The following is a 12591-nucleotide window of genomic DNA, read 5'->3' as shown; positions in this document are numbered from 1 at the left end:
TTCAGGCTCCGATCGTGACGGGCTTGGGGTGGGCTTTGCCGTGGGGAAGGCAGGCGATGCCCACCACGATCACGGCGAGGACGGTCAAAGGTGCCGCCCACCGCAGCAGCGGGAATTCGCCGGTGGGATCGAAGATCTCGGCCCGCGGCCAGGACAGGTTGATCACCATCAGTCCGCCGTAGAGAACTGCGGCGATGTTGACGGGCAGGCCGAGTCGGCCGAGAGTGAAGAGCTTCTCGCCGTCGGCGTCCGCAGGAGTGGAGCCCGCGGAACGACCCGATGAGCGCTGCACTCCGCCGTGCGGCCAGCCCTTGAGACGCTGGATCAGCAGCGGGACGGTCACCATCATGTAGGCGAGGTAGATCAGCACGATGCAGACGCTGGACAGCGTGGTGAAGATCGCGGAATTACCGACGTTGACCGCCAGGATCGCGATGCAGGCGAGTCCGATGAGGACCGAGGGTGCGATGGGGGTTCCGGTGCGCGAGTTGACCTTCGCGAGAGCCGTCGAGGCGGGCAGTCGCCCGTCGCGGGCCATGGAGAACATCAGCCGTGATGCCGCGGTCTGGATGGCGAGGGTGCAGATGAACACGGCGATGGCGACGTCGACGAGCAGGACCTTGCCCCACGGGGACGTGAGGATCGAGTCGATGACGTACGGAAGTCCCTGCGTCGCAAGCTGACCGTCGGTGAGGCTCGGTGCCGCCATGAGTGCGCCGACGATCATCAGGCCGCCGCCCAGTGCCGATGCGGACAGGGCCAGGCGGATGGTGCGCGGCGCGACGCGTCGGGGATTGCGGGTCTCCTCGGCGAGTTCGCCTGCCGAGCCGAAGCCGACCATGACGTAGGCGGCCATCAGACCCGAGACGATCCAGGCACCGATGTAGCCGGGATCGGCTCCGGCACTTCCGGTGTCGAAGACGACCTGCGGTCCACGTTCGGCGTGGGTGAAGAACACCAGAACGAGGGCGATGACGCCGACGATCTCGCAGGTGACGCCGATGCTGTTGATGCGCGACATCCAGTTCACGCCGATGCAGTTGATGGTGGTGGTGAGCACCAGCAGAATCGAGCCCAGCACAACGGCATTCGCAGCACCGCTCGGTGAGGTGAGCGCGGTGTCCTCGCCGATCAGCTGGAATCCACCCCAGATGCTGGGCAATACCACCTGCAGGGCGATGGCCGCGGCGGAAGCGGTGACGATCTGCGCGATGATCATGAACCAACCGGCGAACCACCCGACCAGTTCACCGCCCATGCGCCGCGACCAGTGGTAGATCGCGCCCGAGATGGGGTAGCGGGCAGCGAGTTCGGCGAAGTTCAGGGCCACCATGAACTGCCCGAGAAACACCAGCGGCCAGGTGAGGAAGAAGGCCGGGCCACCGAAGCTGAAGCCGAGGCCGAAGAGCTGGAAAATGGTGGTCAGGATCGAGACGAACGAGAAGCCGGCCGCGAACGACGCATACTTGCCGAGACTGCGGTGCAGCTGCTGGTCGTACCCGAGGGCCGCCAGATCCGAATGGTCGGTGGTGGACGACGGTTCCGAACCCGCGCCCGGGGCCGGCAATGTTGTCGAGCTCATGTTCTCTCCTACAGGCGAGGTGGGTGGTGAGTGACCGCCCGCTGCATCGCCGAGGCGGGTTTCTGTCAGTTGATAGTTTTCGGCACCGCCGTTCCCGGGCGGTGACCGTCGTGCAACAAGCTCGTTTCGTCTATTTCGATCAGATGACAGAAATCTCACCGTCACGTCGACCTGACAAGATGCAGTCATGACCGGCGCAGGCAGACCACGGCTGAGCACGAAGAAGCGGGTAGGAGACACCGCTCGCGACGAAATCCTCGACGCAGCAGCCGAGCTCTTCACCACTCGCGGCTTCACCAACACGTCCACCCGCGTCATCGCCGATGCCGTCGGATTGCGTCAGGCCTCGCTGTATCACCACTTCGCCACCAAGGACGACATCCTCGACGCACTCCTCAGCGGCACCGTCGATGCGCCGTTGGCCGTCGCGCAGCGCATCCGTGACTCGTCGGCCGATGCCGCAACCCAGATGTACGCACTGACCTACTTCGACGCCGGCCAGCTCGGTGCGTCCACCTGGAATCTCGGCGCGCTGTACCTACTTCCCGAGCTGCGCAGTGAGCGTTTCGAGACTTTCCGCGACCATCGCTACACGCTGATGAGCCTGTACGCGGCCATCGCGTCGGACACGCTGGATCAACTGGGCTCTCAGCGTCGGACGGGGACGGAGGACTTACCGTTTCGGCTGGTGGAGACCGTGGTGAACGCGCGCGCCGACCGCGAGAACGGGCGCAGTGACCCCACCGCCGATGCGGCCGGGATCGCCGCGGCCGCACTGCGCGTGCTCGGCTGGGCCGGGGATGTCACTGCGCTGCACGACAGTGCGGAGGCCCTGCTCGAGTCGGTCGACGGAATAGTCGAGGATCGTCGGACCTTGCACAGGGCATGACTTCCATAGCAATTGTCGGAGCAGGTGCAGGTCTCGGCGCAGCAGTGGCGCGTAAGTTCGGCGCTCAGGGTTACTCGGTGGGCCTCATCTCTCGTAATCAGTCCCGTGTCGACGCCCTTGCCGATCAGCTCGCTGCCGAGGGTGTATCCGCGAAGGGATTCGTCGCCGACGTGCGCGACCCGGCCTCGATCGCCGCGGCATTGGAGCAGGTCACCGAAACACTCGGTCCCATCGAGGTGCTGCAGTACAGCCCGCTTCCGCAGAAGGACTTCATGCGGCCCGTACTCGAGACCACCCCGGCAGACATGGTCGGCCCGGTCGAGTTCTCCATCTACGGTCCCATCGCTGCCGTCCATCAGGTGCTACCGGGAATGCGATTTCTCGGTAAGGACAAGGGCACGATCCTCTTCGTCAACGGCGGCTCTGCCGTGAAGCCCGGCCGTACCGTCACCGGTACGTCCATCGCGTTCGCAGGGCAGGCAGCCTATGCGCAGCTGCTCAACGAGGAGTTGGCCGAAGAGGGAATTCAGGTGTCGCAGTTGATCATCGGTGGTGCCATCGACGGCAGCGATCCGAAGAAGAGCCCCGAGGCTCTCGCCGAGCAGCTGTGGAGCCTGCACACCGAGCGCGACAGGTTCCGGGTTCAGGTCTCCACGGACTGACTGTCACCACAGACTGACTAGGGTTGGGTGCATGACGTCGCTGCCCGACTGGGCTCTGAGCCTGGACCTTGCACCACACCCGGAGGGTGGTTGGTTCCGGGAGACCTGGCGCAGTGAGGTCACGATTCCACAGGCATCTCTGCCCGACGGTTATCCCGGCCCGCGCGCGGCAGGTACGGCAATCCTGTTCCTGCTGATGCCCGGTCAGCAGTCGGCCTGGCACACCGTTCGCGGCACCGAGCTGTGGCTCTACCACCGAGGCAGTCCAGTGCAGCTGGACCTCGGCGGTGCGGGTTCCCAGCCAGGGGCCGTGACTTCGTTGCTGGTCGCACCGGAGTCACCGCAGCAGATAGTGCCGCCGTCGGTGTGGCAGCGAGCTCGGCCGGTGGGCGACGAGCCGAGTCTGGTCAGCTGCACCGTCACCCCCGGATTCGATTTCGAGGACTTCGAACTCGAGGACCCCGCTGATGGGTAGGAAGCGGGCGACGGCTTCGGCTGGCTCTCTGCAGCCCGGGGTATTCGAAATCGATTCGGGCACCTGCGAATTGGTCCGTGACACGTTCTCGGACGACGGGTGGGTCGTCAACGTCAACGACGTCCCGAGTTCGCACATCGACATGAACGATCCCACCGTGCTCGAATTCGAATACATGCGGTGGATCTCCGGACTGGTTCGAGCGCAGTGGGATTCGAGCTTTCCGCTGCGGGCACTGCACCTCGGAGGTGGGGCATGCACGTTGGCGCGCTCGTTCACCGCCGAGTTTCCCGGTGCACGTCAGGTGGTCGTCGAGCTCGACGGGAAGCTTTCGGAGCTGGTGCGCGAGTGGTTCGACCTGCCACGAGCACCGCTGCTCCGCATCCGCGTCGGTGAGGCACGGGCGGTCACCGAGACGCTGAGCGAGAACAGTCGCGACCTGATCGTGCGAGATGTGTTCGCGGGAGCGGTCACTCCGGAGCCGCTACTGACTGCCGAGTTCACCGAGCATGTTCGACGCGTCCTCTCCCCCGGCGGCATGTACGTCGTCAATTGCGGTGATCGACGCGATCTCTCGCTCGCGAAGCAGGAGGCGGCGACTCTTCGTAGCGTCTTCTCGCATCTGGCGATCGTCGCCGATCCGGCGATGCTCAAGGGCAGGCGCTACGGGAACATCATCATCGCCGGCAGCGACGTCCCGATCGGGGATTCCCCGTCCTTGGCCCGCGAACTACTCGGCGGCGCGGTTCCGGCGCACGTGTGGCTGACCGAGCAGGTCGAGACCTTCGCTCGCGACGCGAGAGTGTTGAAAGATTAAGGCGCTGGGTTGTTGCCCGCGAGATCCTTCGCCAGTCGCTCGGCGGCCGAGATCAACAGGGGTACGAACTGCTCGGCCGACTCCAGCGTCACCCGGGCGGTGGGCCCAGCGATGGACATCGCCGTGAGCGTCGGTGCACCGATCACCGGCACCGCGAAGCAGCGCACTCCCACCTCCTGCTCACCGTCGTCGATGGCGTACCCGCGTTCGCGGATCAGTGCGAGATCCTCGAGCAACGCATCGAGGGTGGTGATGGTGTTGACGGTGCGAGGGGCCATGCCGAGCCGGCCGACGATCGCGCGGACGGCGTCATCGTCCAACTGCGACAGCAGAGCCTTGCCGACGCCGGTGGAATGCGGCAGCACTCGCTGACCGACCTCGTTGAACATCCGCATGGCGTGTTCGGACGGCACCTGCGCGACGTAGACCGCCATGTCGTCCTCGAGAAAGGCCATGTTCGAGGTCTCGTGGGTGATCCGGACCAGCTCGGCGAGGTAGGGTTTTGCCCATCCCCCGATGAGCTTGGACGCGCTGTCGCCCAGGCGAATGAGCTTGGTGCCCAATGCATATCGCCGGGACGGCAGCCGTCGGACATAGCCGAGGGAGACCAGGGTCCCGACCAGTCGGTGCACGGTCGGCATCGGCAGATCGGTGCCCTCGGCCAGTTCGCTGATCCCGATGGATCCTCCCGAGGCGGCCATGATGTCGAGCAGCTCGAACGCGCGCTCCACGGACTGCACCCCGCCACCTGCCGCCACAGTCCCACCTCGCATGCTCGTAGCTTCTACCGATCTCGATAGAACACTACTGGTGATGCCGCGTCGCCACCGGTGGTGCTGCGGTCACCACCGACGGAGAGGGTTTCTGGCCTCTGGTGATGACGTTGAACAGGATGTTCAGCACGACGGCCACGATGCTCGCGGCGCTGATGCCCGAGTCGAGCACCACGTGCACCCAGTCGGGGAACGCGGCGTAGAAGCCCGGTACCGCGATGGGGATGACACCGAAGCCGATGGCGACCGCCACGATGACGAGGTTCAGGTTGCCGTCGAACTCCACCTTGGAGAGCGTCCTGATTCCGCTGGCGGCCACCGAGCCGAACAGCACGATGCCCGCGCCGCCGAGCACCGGTAGCGGAACCGATGCGACGACCAACCCGAGGATGGGAAAGAGGCCGAGGAACAGCAGTACCGAGCCGCCGGCCGCGACGACGTAGCGACTCTTGATTCCGGTGACCGCCACCAAGCCGACATTCTGCGCGAAGGCACTGGCCGGGAAGGTGCCGAACACGGGCGCGATGGTGGTGGCGACCATGTCCGCGCGCAGGCCGTCGCCGACGCGTCGGGCGTCGACGTCGGTGCCCACGATCTCACCGACGGCCAGGATGTCCGCCGTGGTCTCGGTCATGATCACCAGGATGACGACCACCATCGACAGGATCGCCGCGATCTGGAAGGTCGGTGCTCCGAACGCGAACGGTTCGGGGAGGCTGAAGATGGCACCGTCACCCACACCGGAGAAATCGGCTTTGCCGACGAGGACCGCGAACACGGTGCCGACGACGATGCCGATCAGAATCGACAGTCGCGAGAGCGTGCCCTGCACCAATCGGCTGACGAGCAGAACCACCACGAGGCTGAAGGCTGCGAGCCCGATGTTGGACATCGAGCCCCAGTCGGTGGCCTGCTGATCACCGCCCATCGCCCACCGAACCGCAACGGGCAGTAGCGAGATGCCGATGACGGTGATGATCGTGCCGGTTACGACCGGTGGGAAGAAGCGCACGATCTTGCTGAAGAACGGGGTGATGAGGATGCCGATGGCACCGGCGGCGATGATGGCACCGAACACCGAGTTGAGTCCGCCCGGACCGCTCGCGATGGCCACCATCGTCGACACCGATGCGAACGAAATACCCTGCACCAAAGGGAGTTTTGCGCCGAAGTACGGCACTCCGAGGGTTTGCAGCAAGGTGGCCGCTCCACTGACGAACAGTGCGGCCGAGACCAGCAGTGCGATCTCGGTTCCGGTCAGTCCCGCTGCGCCACCGACGATCAGGGGTGGTGCGATGACTCCGCCGTACATCGTCAGGATGTGCTGCAATCCGTAGACGTACGACCTGCCGATCGACAACCGCTCGTCCTCGGGACGGGCGGGGTCGTGCGGCGCATGGGTCTTGGTCGCCGTGCGTTTCGTCAGCTTCATGGCCGGGCGCTCCTAGCAGAATCCGGGAACGGTATCCCAGGCGCGGCCTGCGTCCGGGGCGTCGTCGCGTTCCACCGTGGCCTCGATCAGACCGTAGGGACGATCCGCGACGTAGAAGACCTCACCGGGGTTGTCGAGTCCGAACGGCTCCAGGTCGACGAGGAAGTGGTGGATGTTGGGCATCGAGAACTTGATCTCGCCGATTTCCGGGTGCGCTTCGAGTACCTGCTTGCCCATCTGGAACAGGCTCTGCTGCAACGCAAGAGAGTGAGTGGACGCGAAGGCGTCGAGCATGATGGAACGGACGTCGTCGAAGGTCTTGTCGAAGTCCAGCTCGGTGGTGAGGTACCGCCAGCGGGCGCTGACCGAGGTGGCGAGGATTCGGTCGGTGGTTTCCTTCAGCGTGGTGTAGCGATCCTTCGGGTAACCCCAGAACTCCGACGCCGTGGAATTGAGGACCACGAGGTCGCTGATTCCGGAGACGATGGAGATGTCGTCGCCGTCGACAGTGACGATGGTGTTCCGCTTCTCGTCGCTCGCCTTGACGAAGGAATGGTCGTAGCCGTCTTCCCCGTTCGCGATACGCGACCAGCAGTACTGCTCGACTTCCCAGCGACCGCCGGTGATCCAGTCGAAGCTGTCGGTGAAATGCGCGCCGAGACGGAGGGCGAAGTTCTCGATCGCCCCTATGCCGTCCCGCGCGAACGCGTACACGGTGTTCTTCTGGGTATCGGTGGCAACGACGTGGGCGTTGTCGCCCTCGGTGTGCACAGCCTCGAGGTCGCCGCGCAGCTGCGAGGTGACGCTGACGTCGGTGATGCGGTGGCGAGGAGTCTCGCGGTCGATGCGGACGAGTCTGCATTCGGCTTTTCCGTACTGGTTTGCTCCGAGCACGATGGTCATGGGTTCTAGCTCCCTCGATAGGTGGTGAAAGCGAACGGACTCAACAGAAGTGGGACGTGGTAGTGCTGATCGGGTGCGGTGATCTCGAAGGTGACGATCACCTCGGGGTGGAAGCACTCGATGTGCTGCGCTGCGAAGTACGCACCGGTGGCGAAGGTGAGGCGGTAGGTTCCCGGCGTCAGTTCTCTCGGCCCGAGCGACGAGACTCGGCCCTGTTCGTCGGTCACCGCCTCGGCCACCGCGGTGCCATGGGAATCGGTAAGGGAAATCGAGAGTCCCTGCGCGGGAACGCCTCTCGCCGCATCGAGTACGTGGGCGGTCACATGGCTCCTCGGGTCAGGCATCGCCGAGGCTTCCTGTTGCGCGAATCTCTGCGATCTCCCGCAGTTCGTGTTCGACGACGGCGGCCTCGGTCTCGGTGTCGTTGGTGAGCCTGCTGTGCAGAGCGTCGAGAACTGCATGGGCGTCGCGGCCGGCCGCCCTGATCAGAAACACCTGCCCGAAACGGTTCTCGTAGGCCAGATTTCCCGCTCGTAGCCGCTGTTCGACACTCGCTTCGGAGATGTCGACGCCGGATTGTTCGGCGCTCGCGTAGTCCGCACTCGCATCGTGATTGTCGGGCTTCTCGCCGATGCGCGGATGCACGGCGAGCGCTCGACGCACCTCTTCGGCTGTCAATGGTGCGGCAGCGTGATGAACGGCGTGGCGCAGGGCCTGAACGTCGGTGAACGGTCGGGCGCTCAGAACTCCCTCGACCCAGCGAGGCACGTCGAGGCAGAGCGAGAGTGTGCGTGCCGCGCCGGTCTCGGTGGCCGCGTTCAGATCGTCGACGACCCCGGATGTGTCTGATTCCGCATTACGAAATGATGATTCCACCAAACGAGCGTGACACCGATCACATCACGTGTCAAGGGCTGATCTCGACCGATCCGTATCGACCTCTGAGGTGTTGCTGCACTGCGGCATTGGGCGCTCCGTCATGGCCGGCCGTGCGGTCGGGTCTTGACAGATCGACGTGGTCCACGCCACACTCGAATCATAAAACGGAATCATGATTCCACAATACGGACTTTCTGTATCGACTAGTCCGGCCCGTTCGAGCCCGAGAGGAACGACTTCATGACGGAGCTTTTCTGTAACGGTGGTGCCATGCGCGGCGGCAGCCTGCATCACAACGTCTCGTCCCACCCGTTCGTGGGGACCGTGCGCACCACCCCGAGTTACCGGTTCTTCTCGGTACGTGACGAGTTTCCGGCGCTGCTGCTCGATCACACCGCAGGCGCGGCCATCGAAGGCGAGTTGTACGACATTCCGCTGGACGACATACGTACGGCGTTCCTCCCGGACGAACCACCGGAACTCGAGCTCACCGTGGTTGCGCTCGAGGACGGGCGCTCGGTCCTGGGCGTCGGCCTCCGCCCCGGGGTGCTCGACGCGCAGCCGGACGAGCTGACCGACATCACCTACGCAGGCAGCTGGCGCAGGTACCGCGGACTACCGCAACCTCAGAACTGAAAGGCACTGTGCATGAATATCTTTGCTGATTCTCGACTCCGTTACACCGTCAACTGTTCCATTCTCTTCACCGATGTGCCCCTCCTCGATCGCCCGCAGCGCGCCAAAGATGCTGGCTTCGACGCCGTCGAATTCTGGTGGCCGTTCTCGAACCCGGTCCCGTCCGATGCCGACGTCGATGCATTCGTGTCGTCCGTCCGGGATGCGGGCGTACAGCTCACCGGCCTGAACTTCGCCGCGGGAGACATGCCCGCCGGTGACCGCGGAATTCTCTCCGATCCGGCGCAGGCGCAGGCGTTTCGCGACAACATCGACGTCACCGTGGGTGTCGGCGAGCGGCTGGGTACCCGGGCCTTCAACGCCCTGTACGGGAACCGCATCGGTGGCGTCGACCCGATCGAGCAGGACGAGGTGGCGATCGAGAACCTGGCCGCCGCCGCGAAGGCAGCCGCGACCATCGGTGCGGTCGTACTGGTCGAGCCGGTGAGCGGTGCACCCGCATACCCGCTGAAGTCTGCGGCCGGAGCCGTCGCCACCATCCGACGCGTGGCCCGTGAGCAGGACGTACACAACCTGCGCCTGTTGGCCGACCTGTACCACCTCGCCGTCAACGGAGACGCCGTCGCTGCTGCACTCGAGGCCCACCACGACCTGATCGGGCATGTACAGATCGCCGATTCCCCCGGCCGCGGAGAACCGGGCACCGGCACGCTCGACCTCGGCGGACAGCTCGCCGGCCTCGCCGAACGGGGTTACGACGGCTACGTCGGACTCGAGTACAAGCCCACCCAGCCGGATCCGTTCGCGTGGCTCGAACTGGCCACCACTACCAAGTAGGGATTGATATGAGCACCATTGCATTCATCGGCCTCGGGATCATGGGCAGCCCAATGTCCGTTCACCTCGCGAAGGCAGGCCACCAGGTGGTCGGCTACAACCTGACCCCCGATCGCACGGGTCCCTTGGTCGAGGCAGGCGGTACCGCTGCCGATTCGATCGCCAAGGCCGTCCACGACGCCGACATCGTCGCGATCATGGTCCCCGACTCCCCCGATGTGCAGGACGTTCTCGCCGGTGAGGGCGGTGTGTTCGACAATGCTCGACGCGACGCGCTGATCATCGACTTCTCCAGCATCCGTCCCGACGTCACCGCCACCTTGGCCGCCGACGCGACTGCGCGCGGCTTCCGTATCCTCGACGCCCCGGTCTCCGGTGGCCAGGCCGGAGCCGAGAACGCGACGCTGTCGATCATGGTCGGCGGCAGTGCGGACGACTTCGCCACGGCCAAGCCGATTCTCGACGTCGTCGGCAAGACCGTCGTACACGTGGGTCCGAGCGGTTCCGGTCAGACGGTCAAGGCGGCCAACCAGCTGATCGTCGCAGGCAACATTCAGGTGCTCGCCGAGGCGATCGCGTTCCTCGAGGCCTACGGCGTCGATCTGGCTGCGTCGGTCGAGGTTCTCGGCGGCGGCCTCGCCGGTTCGGCCGTGCTGAACCAGAAGGCCCAGAAGATGCTCGACCGGTCGTTCGAGCCCGGGTTCCGCATCGACCTGCACCACAAGGATCTCGGCATCGTCACCTCGGCTGCGCGTGAAGCGGGAGTCGTGATTCCCATGGGCGCGGTGCTGGCACAGCTGATGGCCTCCGCCCGCGCCAATGGCGATGGTGGACTGGATCATTCGGCGCTGTACCACGGTGTCGCTCGGCTCTCGGGTTCCCCGATCACAAACAAGGACAACTGATATGGCCAAGATGCGCGCGGCCGATGCCGCAGTGAAGATTCTCGAACTCGAAGGTGCAACAACCGCATTCGGCTTGCCCGGTGCAGCGATCAACCCGTTCTACGCGTCGATGCGCAATCACGGTGGCATCCGCCATGTGCTGGCCCGCCACGTCGAAGGTGCCTCGCACATGGCGGAGGGCTTCACCCGGGCCGCACCGGGCAACATCGGCATCTGTATCGGTACCTCGGGCCCGGCCGGAACCGACATGATCACCGGGCTGTATTCGGCCATGGCGGACTCGATTCCGATCCTCGCCATCACCGGGCAGGCCCCGGTCGCGCGGTTGCACAAGGAGGACTTCCAGGCTGTCGACATCGCGTCGATCGCGGCACCGGTGACCAAGATGGCGATGACGGTGCTCGAACCGGCCCAGGTTCCCGGTGCCTTCGCGCAGGCGTTCCATCTGATGCGGTCCGGTCGCCCCGGTCCGGTGCTGATCGATCTGCCCATCGACGTGCAGCTGGCCGAGATCGACTTCGATCCCGAGACGTACCAGTCGCTGCCCGTGCACAAGCCTGCCGCCTCACGCGCTCAGGCAGAGAAGGCGATCGACATGCTTCTGGCTGCCGAGCGCCCGTTGATCGTGGCCGGCGGCGGCATCATCAACGCCGATGCGTCGGAGTTGCTCGTGCAACTCGCCGAGATCCTCGACGTGCCCGTCATCCCGACACTGATGGGCTGGGGCACCATCCCCGACGACCACCGTCTCGCGGCAGGCATGGTCGGTCTGCAGACCGCGCACCGGTACGGCAACGCGACCATGTTGGCCTCGGACTTCGTGCTCGGCATCGGAAACCGTTGGGCCAACCGGCATACGGGTGGACTGGAGACATACCGCAAGGGCCGGAAGTTCGTCCACGTCGACATCGAGCCGACCCAGATCGGACGCGTCTTCGCGCCGGACTACGGCATCATCTCCGACGCCAAGGCCGCCCTCGAGCAGTTCGTGGCCGTCGCCGAGGAGCGGCGGGCGGCAGGCACACTGCGTGATCTCTCGGGCTGGGTCGAGGACTGCGCGACCCGTAAGCGCACCATGCACCGCCGCACTCACTTCGACAACGTGCCGATCAAGCCGCAGCGCGTGTACGAGGAGATGAACAAGGTCTTCGACCGGGACACTCGGTACATCAGCACGATCGGGCTCTCGCAGATCGCGGGTGGTCAGTTCCTGCACGTCTACTCCCCTCGCAACTGGATCAACTGCGGGCAGGCCGGCCCGCTCGGCTGGACCATTCCCGCCGCGCTCGGGGCGGTCGCGGCCGATCCCAAGGCGAATGTCGTTGCCCTGTCAGGTGATTACGACTTCCAGTTCATGATCGAAGAGCTGGCCGTCGGCGCGCAGTTCAATCTTCCGTACGTGCACGTGGTGGTGAACAACTCGTACCTCGGGTTGATCCGGCAGGCGCAGCGTGCCTTCGACATGGACTTCTGCGTGCAGTTGGGATTCGACAACATCAACCACCAGGACACCGTGGACACCGAGCCCGGCATCCCCAAGGGCTACGGCGTCGACCATGTGCGTGTGGCAGAAGGGCTGGGCTGCAAAGCGCTTCGGGTCACCGAGCCCGACCTGATCGGCGAGACGCTGGTGCGGGCTCGAACTCTGGCCAACGAGCACAAGGTTCCTGTCGTCGTGGAGATCATCCTCGAGCGGGTCACCAACATCTCGATGGGCACCGAGATCGACAACGTCGGTGAGTTCGAGGAACTGGCCAACACGTCGGCGGACGCGCCCACCGCGCTGCTCCTGCTGGACTAG

The 12591-nt window shown here is 65.0% G+C and carries 14 protein-coding genes; 8 read left to right on the top strand and 6 right to left on the bottom strand.

All coding sequences use genetic code 11. From position 1 onward, the window contains the following. Position 1: 1 nt before the first annotated feature. On the bottom strand, positions 2–1582 hold the full coding sequence (locus tag MTX34_RS10285) for an amino acid permease (RefSeq protein WP_243609366.1): 1581 nt from the start codon (positions 1580–1582) through the stop codon (positions 2–4). Between the two features lie 187 nt (positions 1583–1769). Here MTX34_RS10285 and MTX34_RS10280 point away from each other — a divergent pair, with 187 nt between their 5' ends. Genes MTX34_RS10280 through MTX34_RS10265 form a run of 4 tightly spaced genes read left to right on the top strand, consistent with a single transcriptional unit; the run spans position 1770 to position 4425 of the window. Then, positions 1770–2471 (top strand): TetR/AcrR family transcriptional regulator, encoded by a 702-nt coding sequence (locus MTX34_RS10280; protein WP_243609365.1) that lies wholly within the window; start codon positions 1770–1772, stop codon positions 2469–2471. Then, positions 2468–3133, top strand: coding sequence for an SDR family NAD(P)-dependent oxidoreductase (locus tag MTX34_RS10275; protein WP_243609364.1), 666 nt, complete (start codon positions 2468–2470; stop codon positions 3131–3133). Before MTX34_RS10280 ends, MTX34_RS10275 begins: the two co-directional genes overlap by 4 nt. Positions 3134–3164: 31 nt before the next feature. Continuing rightward, positions 3165–3608 carry a cupin domain-containing protein gene (locus MTX34_RS10270; protein WP_243609363.1) on the top strand — a complete coding sequence of 148 codons (444 nt, stop codon included), beginning with the start codon at positions 3165–3167 and terminating at the stop codon, positions 3606–3608. Next, on the top strand, positions 3601–4425 hold the full coding sequence (locus MTX34_RS10265) for a spermidine synthase (RefSeq protein WP_243609362.1): 825 nt from the start codon (positions 3601–3603) through the stop codon (positions 4423–4425). The genes MTX34_RS10270 and MTX34_RS10265 overlap by 8 nt, the downstream gene beginning before the upstream one ends. On the opposite strand, the gene MTX34_RS10260 is transcribed toward MTX34_RS10265, so the two are convergent. From MTX34_RS10260 to uraD, 5 genes are read right to left on the bottom strand one after another with little or no spacing between them, the layout of a single operon-like run. After that, positions 4422–5198, bottom strand: coding sequence for an IclR family transcriptional regulator (locus tag MTX34_RS10260; RefSeq protein WP_374639294.1), 777 nt, complete (start codon positions 5196–5198; stop codon positions 4422–4424). The genes MTX34_RS10265 and MTX34_RS10260 overlap by 4 nt on opposite strands. A gap of 31 nt (positions 5199–5229) precedes the next feature. Then, on the bottom strand, positions 5230–6630 hold the full coding sequence (locus MTX34_RS10255) for a nucleobase:cation symporter-2 family protein (RefSeq protein WP_243596648.1): 1401 nt from the start codon (positions 6628–6630) through the stop codon (positions 5230–5232). A 12-nt stretch (positions 6631–6642) separates the two neighbouring features. Further along, a complete protein-coding gene (gene pucL / locus MTX34_RS10250) occupies positions 6643–7533 on the bottom strand; it encodes a factor-independent urate hydroxylase (RefSeq protein WP_243609361.1) in 891 nt (296 codons plus the stop codon). A 5-nt stretch (positions 7534–7538) separates the two neighbouring features. Beyond that, on the bottom strand, positions 7539–7877 hold the full coding sequence (gene uraH / locus MTX34_RS10245) for a hydroxyisourate hydrolase (RefSeq protein ID WP_243609360.1): 339 nt from the start codon (positions 7875–7877) through the stop codon (positions 7539–7541). Next, positions 7870–8409 (bottom strand): 2-oxo-4-hydroxy-4-carboxy-5-ureidoimidazoline decarboxylase, encoded by a 540-nt coding sequence (gene uraD / locus MTX34_RS10240; RefSeq protein WP_243609359.1) that lies wholly within the window; start codon positions 8407–8409, stop codon positions 7870–7872. The genes uraH and uraD overlap by 8 nt, the downstream gene beginning before the upstream one ends. A gap of 243 nt (positions 8410–8652) precedes the next feature. Here uraD and MTX34_RS10235 point away from each other — a divergent pair, with 243 nt between their 5' ends. From MTX34_RS10235 to gcl, 4 genes are read left to right on the top strand one after another with little or no spacing between them, the layout of a single operon-like run. After that, positions 8653–9048, top strand: coding sequence for a gamma-glutamylcyclotransferase (locus MTX34_RS10235; protein WP_243609358.1), 396 nt, complete (start codon positions 8653–8655; stop codon positions 9046–9048). A gap of 12 nt (positions 9049–9060) precedes the next feature. Further along, positions 9061–9885, top strand: a complete 825-nt coding sequence (locus MTX34_RS10230) for a hydroxypyruvate isomerase family protein (RefSeq protein WP_243609357.1) — start codon at positions 9061–9063, stop codon at positions 9883–9885. An 8-nt stretch (positions 9886–9893) separates the two neighbouring features. Further along, positions 9894–10790 (top strand): 2-hydroxy-3-oxopropionate reductase, encoded by an 897-nt coding sequence (locus tag MTX34_RS10225; RefSeq protein WP_243609356.1) that lies wholly within the window; start codon positions 9894–9896, stop codon positions 10788–10790. Position 10791: 1 nt separating this feature from the next. Beyond that, positions 10792–12591: a glyoxylate carboligase gene (gcl, locus tag MTX34_RS10220; RefSeq protein WP_243609355.1), complete on the top strand. Its 1800-nt coding sequence runs from the start codon at positions 10792–10794 to the stop codon at positions 12589–12591.

The organism is Rhodococcus sp. ARC_M5, from assembly GCF_022810405.1.
Taxonomy (GTDB): domain Bacteria; phylum Actinomycetota; class Actinomycetes; order Mycobacteriales; family Mycobacteriaceae; genus Rhodococcoides; species Rhodococcoides navarretei.
This window is presented reverse-complemented; position numbering and strand designations above follow the sequence as displayed.

Excerpts from the sequence above, each read along its gene's own strand:
- MTX34_RS10285 (WP_243609366.1), bottom strand. The coding sequence starts at position 1,582 with ATGAGCTCGACAACATTGCCGGCCCCGGGCGCGGGTTCGGAACCGTCG.
- MTX34_RS10280 (WP_243609365.1), top strand. The coding sequence starts at position 1,770 with ATGACCGGCGCAGGCAGACCACGGCTGAGCACGAAGAAGCGGGTAGGA.
- MTX34_RS10275 (WP_243609364.1), top strand. The coding sequence starts at position 2,468 with ATGACTTCCATAGCAATTGTCGGAGCAGGTGCAGGTCTCGGCGCAGCA.
- MTX34_RS10270 (WP_243609363.1), top strand. The coding sequence starts at position 3,165 with ATGACGTCGCTGCCCGACTGGGCTCTGAGCCTGGACCTTGCACCACAC.
- MTX34_RS10265 (WP_243609362.1), top strand. The coding sequence starts at position 3,601 with ATGGGTAGGAAGCGGGCGACGGCTTCGGCTGGCTCTCTGCAGCCCGGG.
- MTX34_RS10260 (WP_374639294.1), bottom strand. The coding sequence starts at position 5,198 with ATGCGAGGTGGGACTGTGGCGGCAGGTGGCGGGGTGCAGTCCGTGGAG.
- MTX34_RS10255 (WP_243596648.1), bottom strand. The coding sequence starts at position 6,630 with ATGAAGCTGACGAAACGCACGGCGACCAAGACCCATGCGCCGCACGAC.
- pucL (WP_243609361.1), bottom strand. The coding sequence starts at position 7,533 with ATGACCATCGTGCTCGGAGCAAACCAGTACGGAAAAGCCGAATGCAGA.
- uraH (WP_243609360.1), bottom strand. The coding sequence starts at position 7,877 with ATGCCTGACCCGAGGAGCCATGTGACCGCCCACGTACTCGATGCGGCG.
- MTX34_RS10235 (WP_243609358.1), top strand. The coding sequence starts at position 8,653 with ATGACGGAGCTTTTCTGTAACGGTGGTGCCATGCGCGGCGGCAGCCTG.
- MTX34_RS10230 (WP_243609357.1), top strand. The coding sequence starts at position 9,061 with ATGAATATCTTTGCTGATTCTCGACTCCGTTACACCGTCAACTGTTCC.
- MTX34_RS10225 (WP_243609356.1), top strand. The coding sequence starts at position 9,894 with ATGAGCACCATTGCATTCATCGGCCTCGGGATCATGGGCAGCCCAATG.
- gcl (WP_243609355.1), top strand. The coding sequence starts at position 10,792 with ATGGCCAAGATGCGCGCGGCCGATGCCGCAGTGAAGATTCTCGAACTC.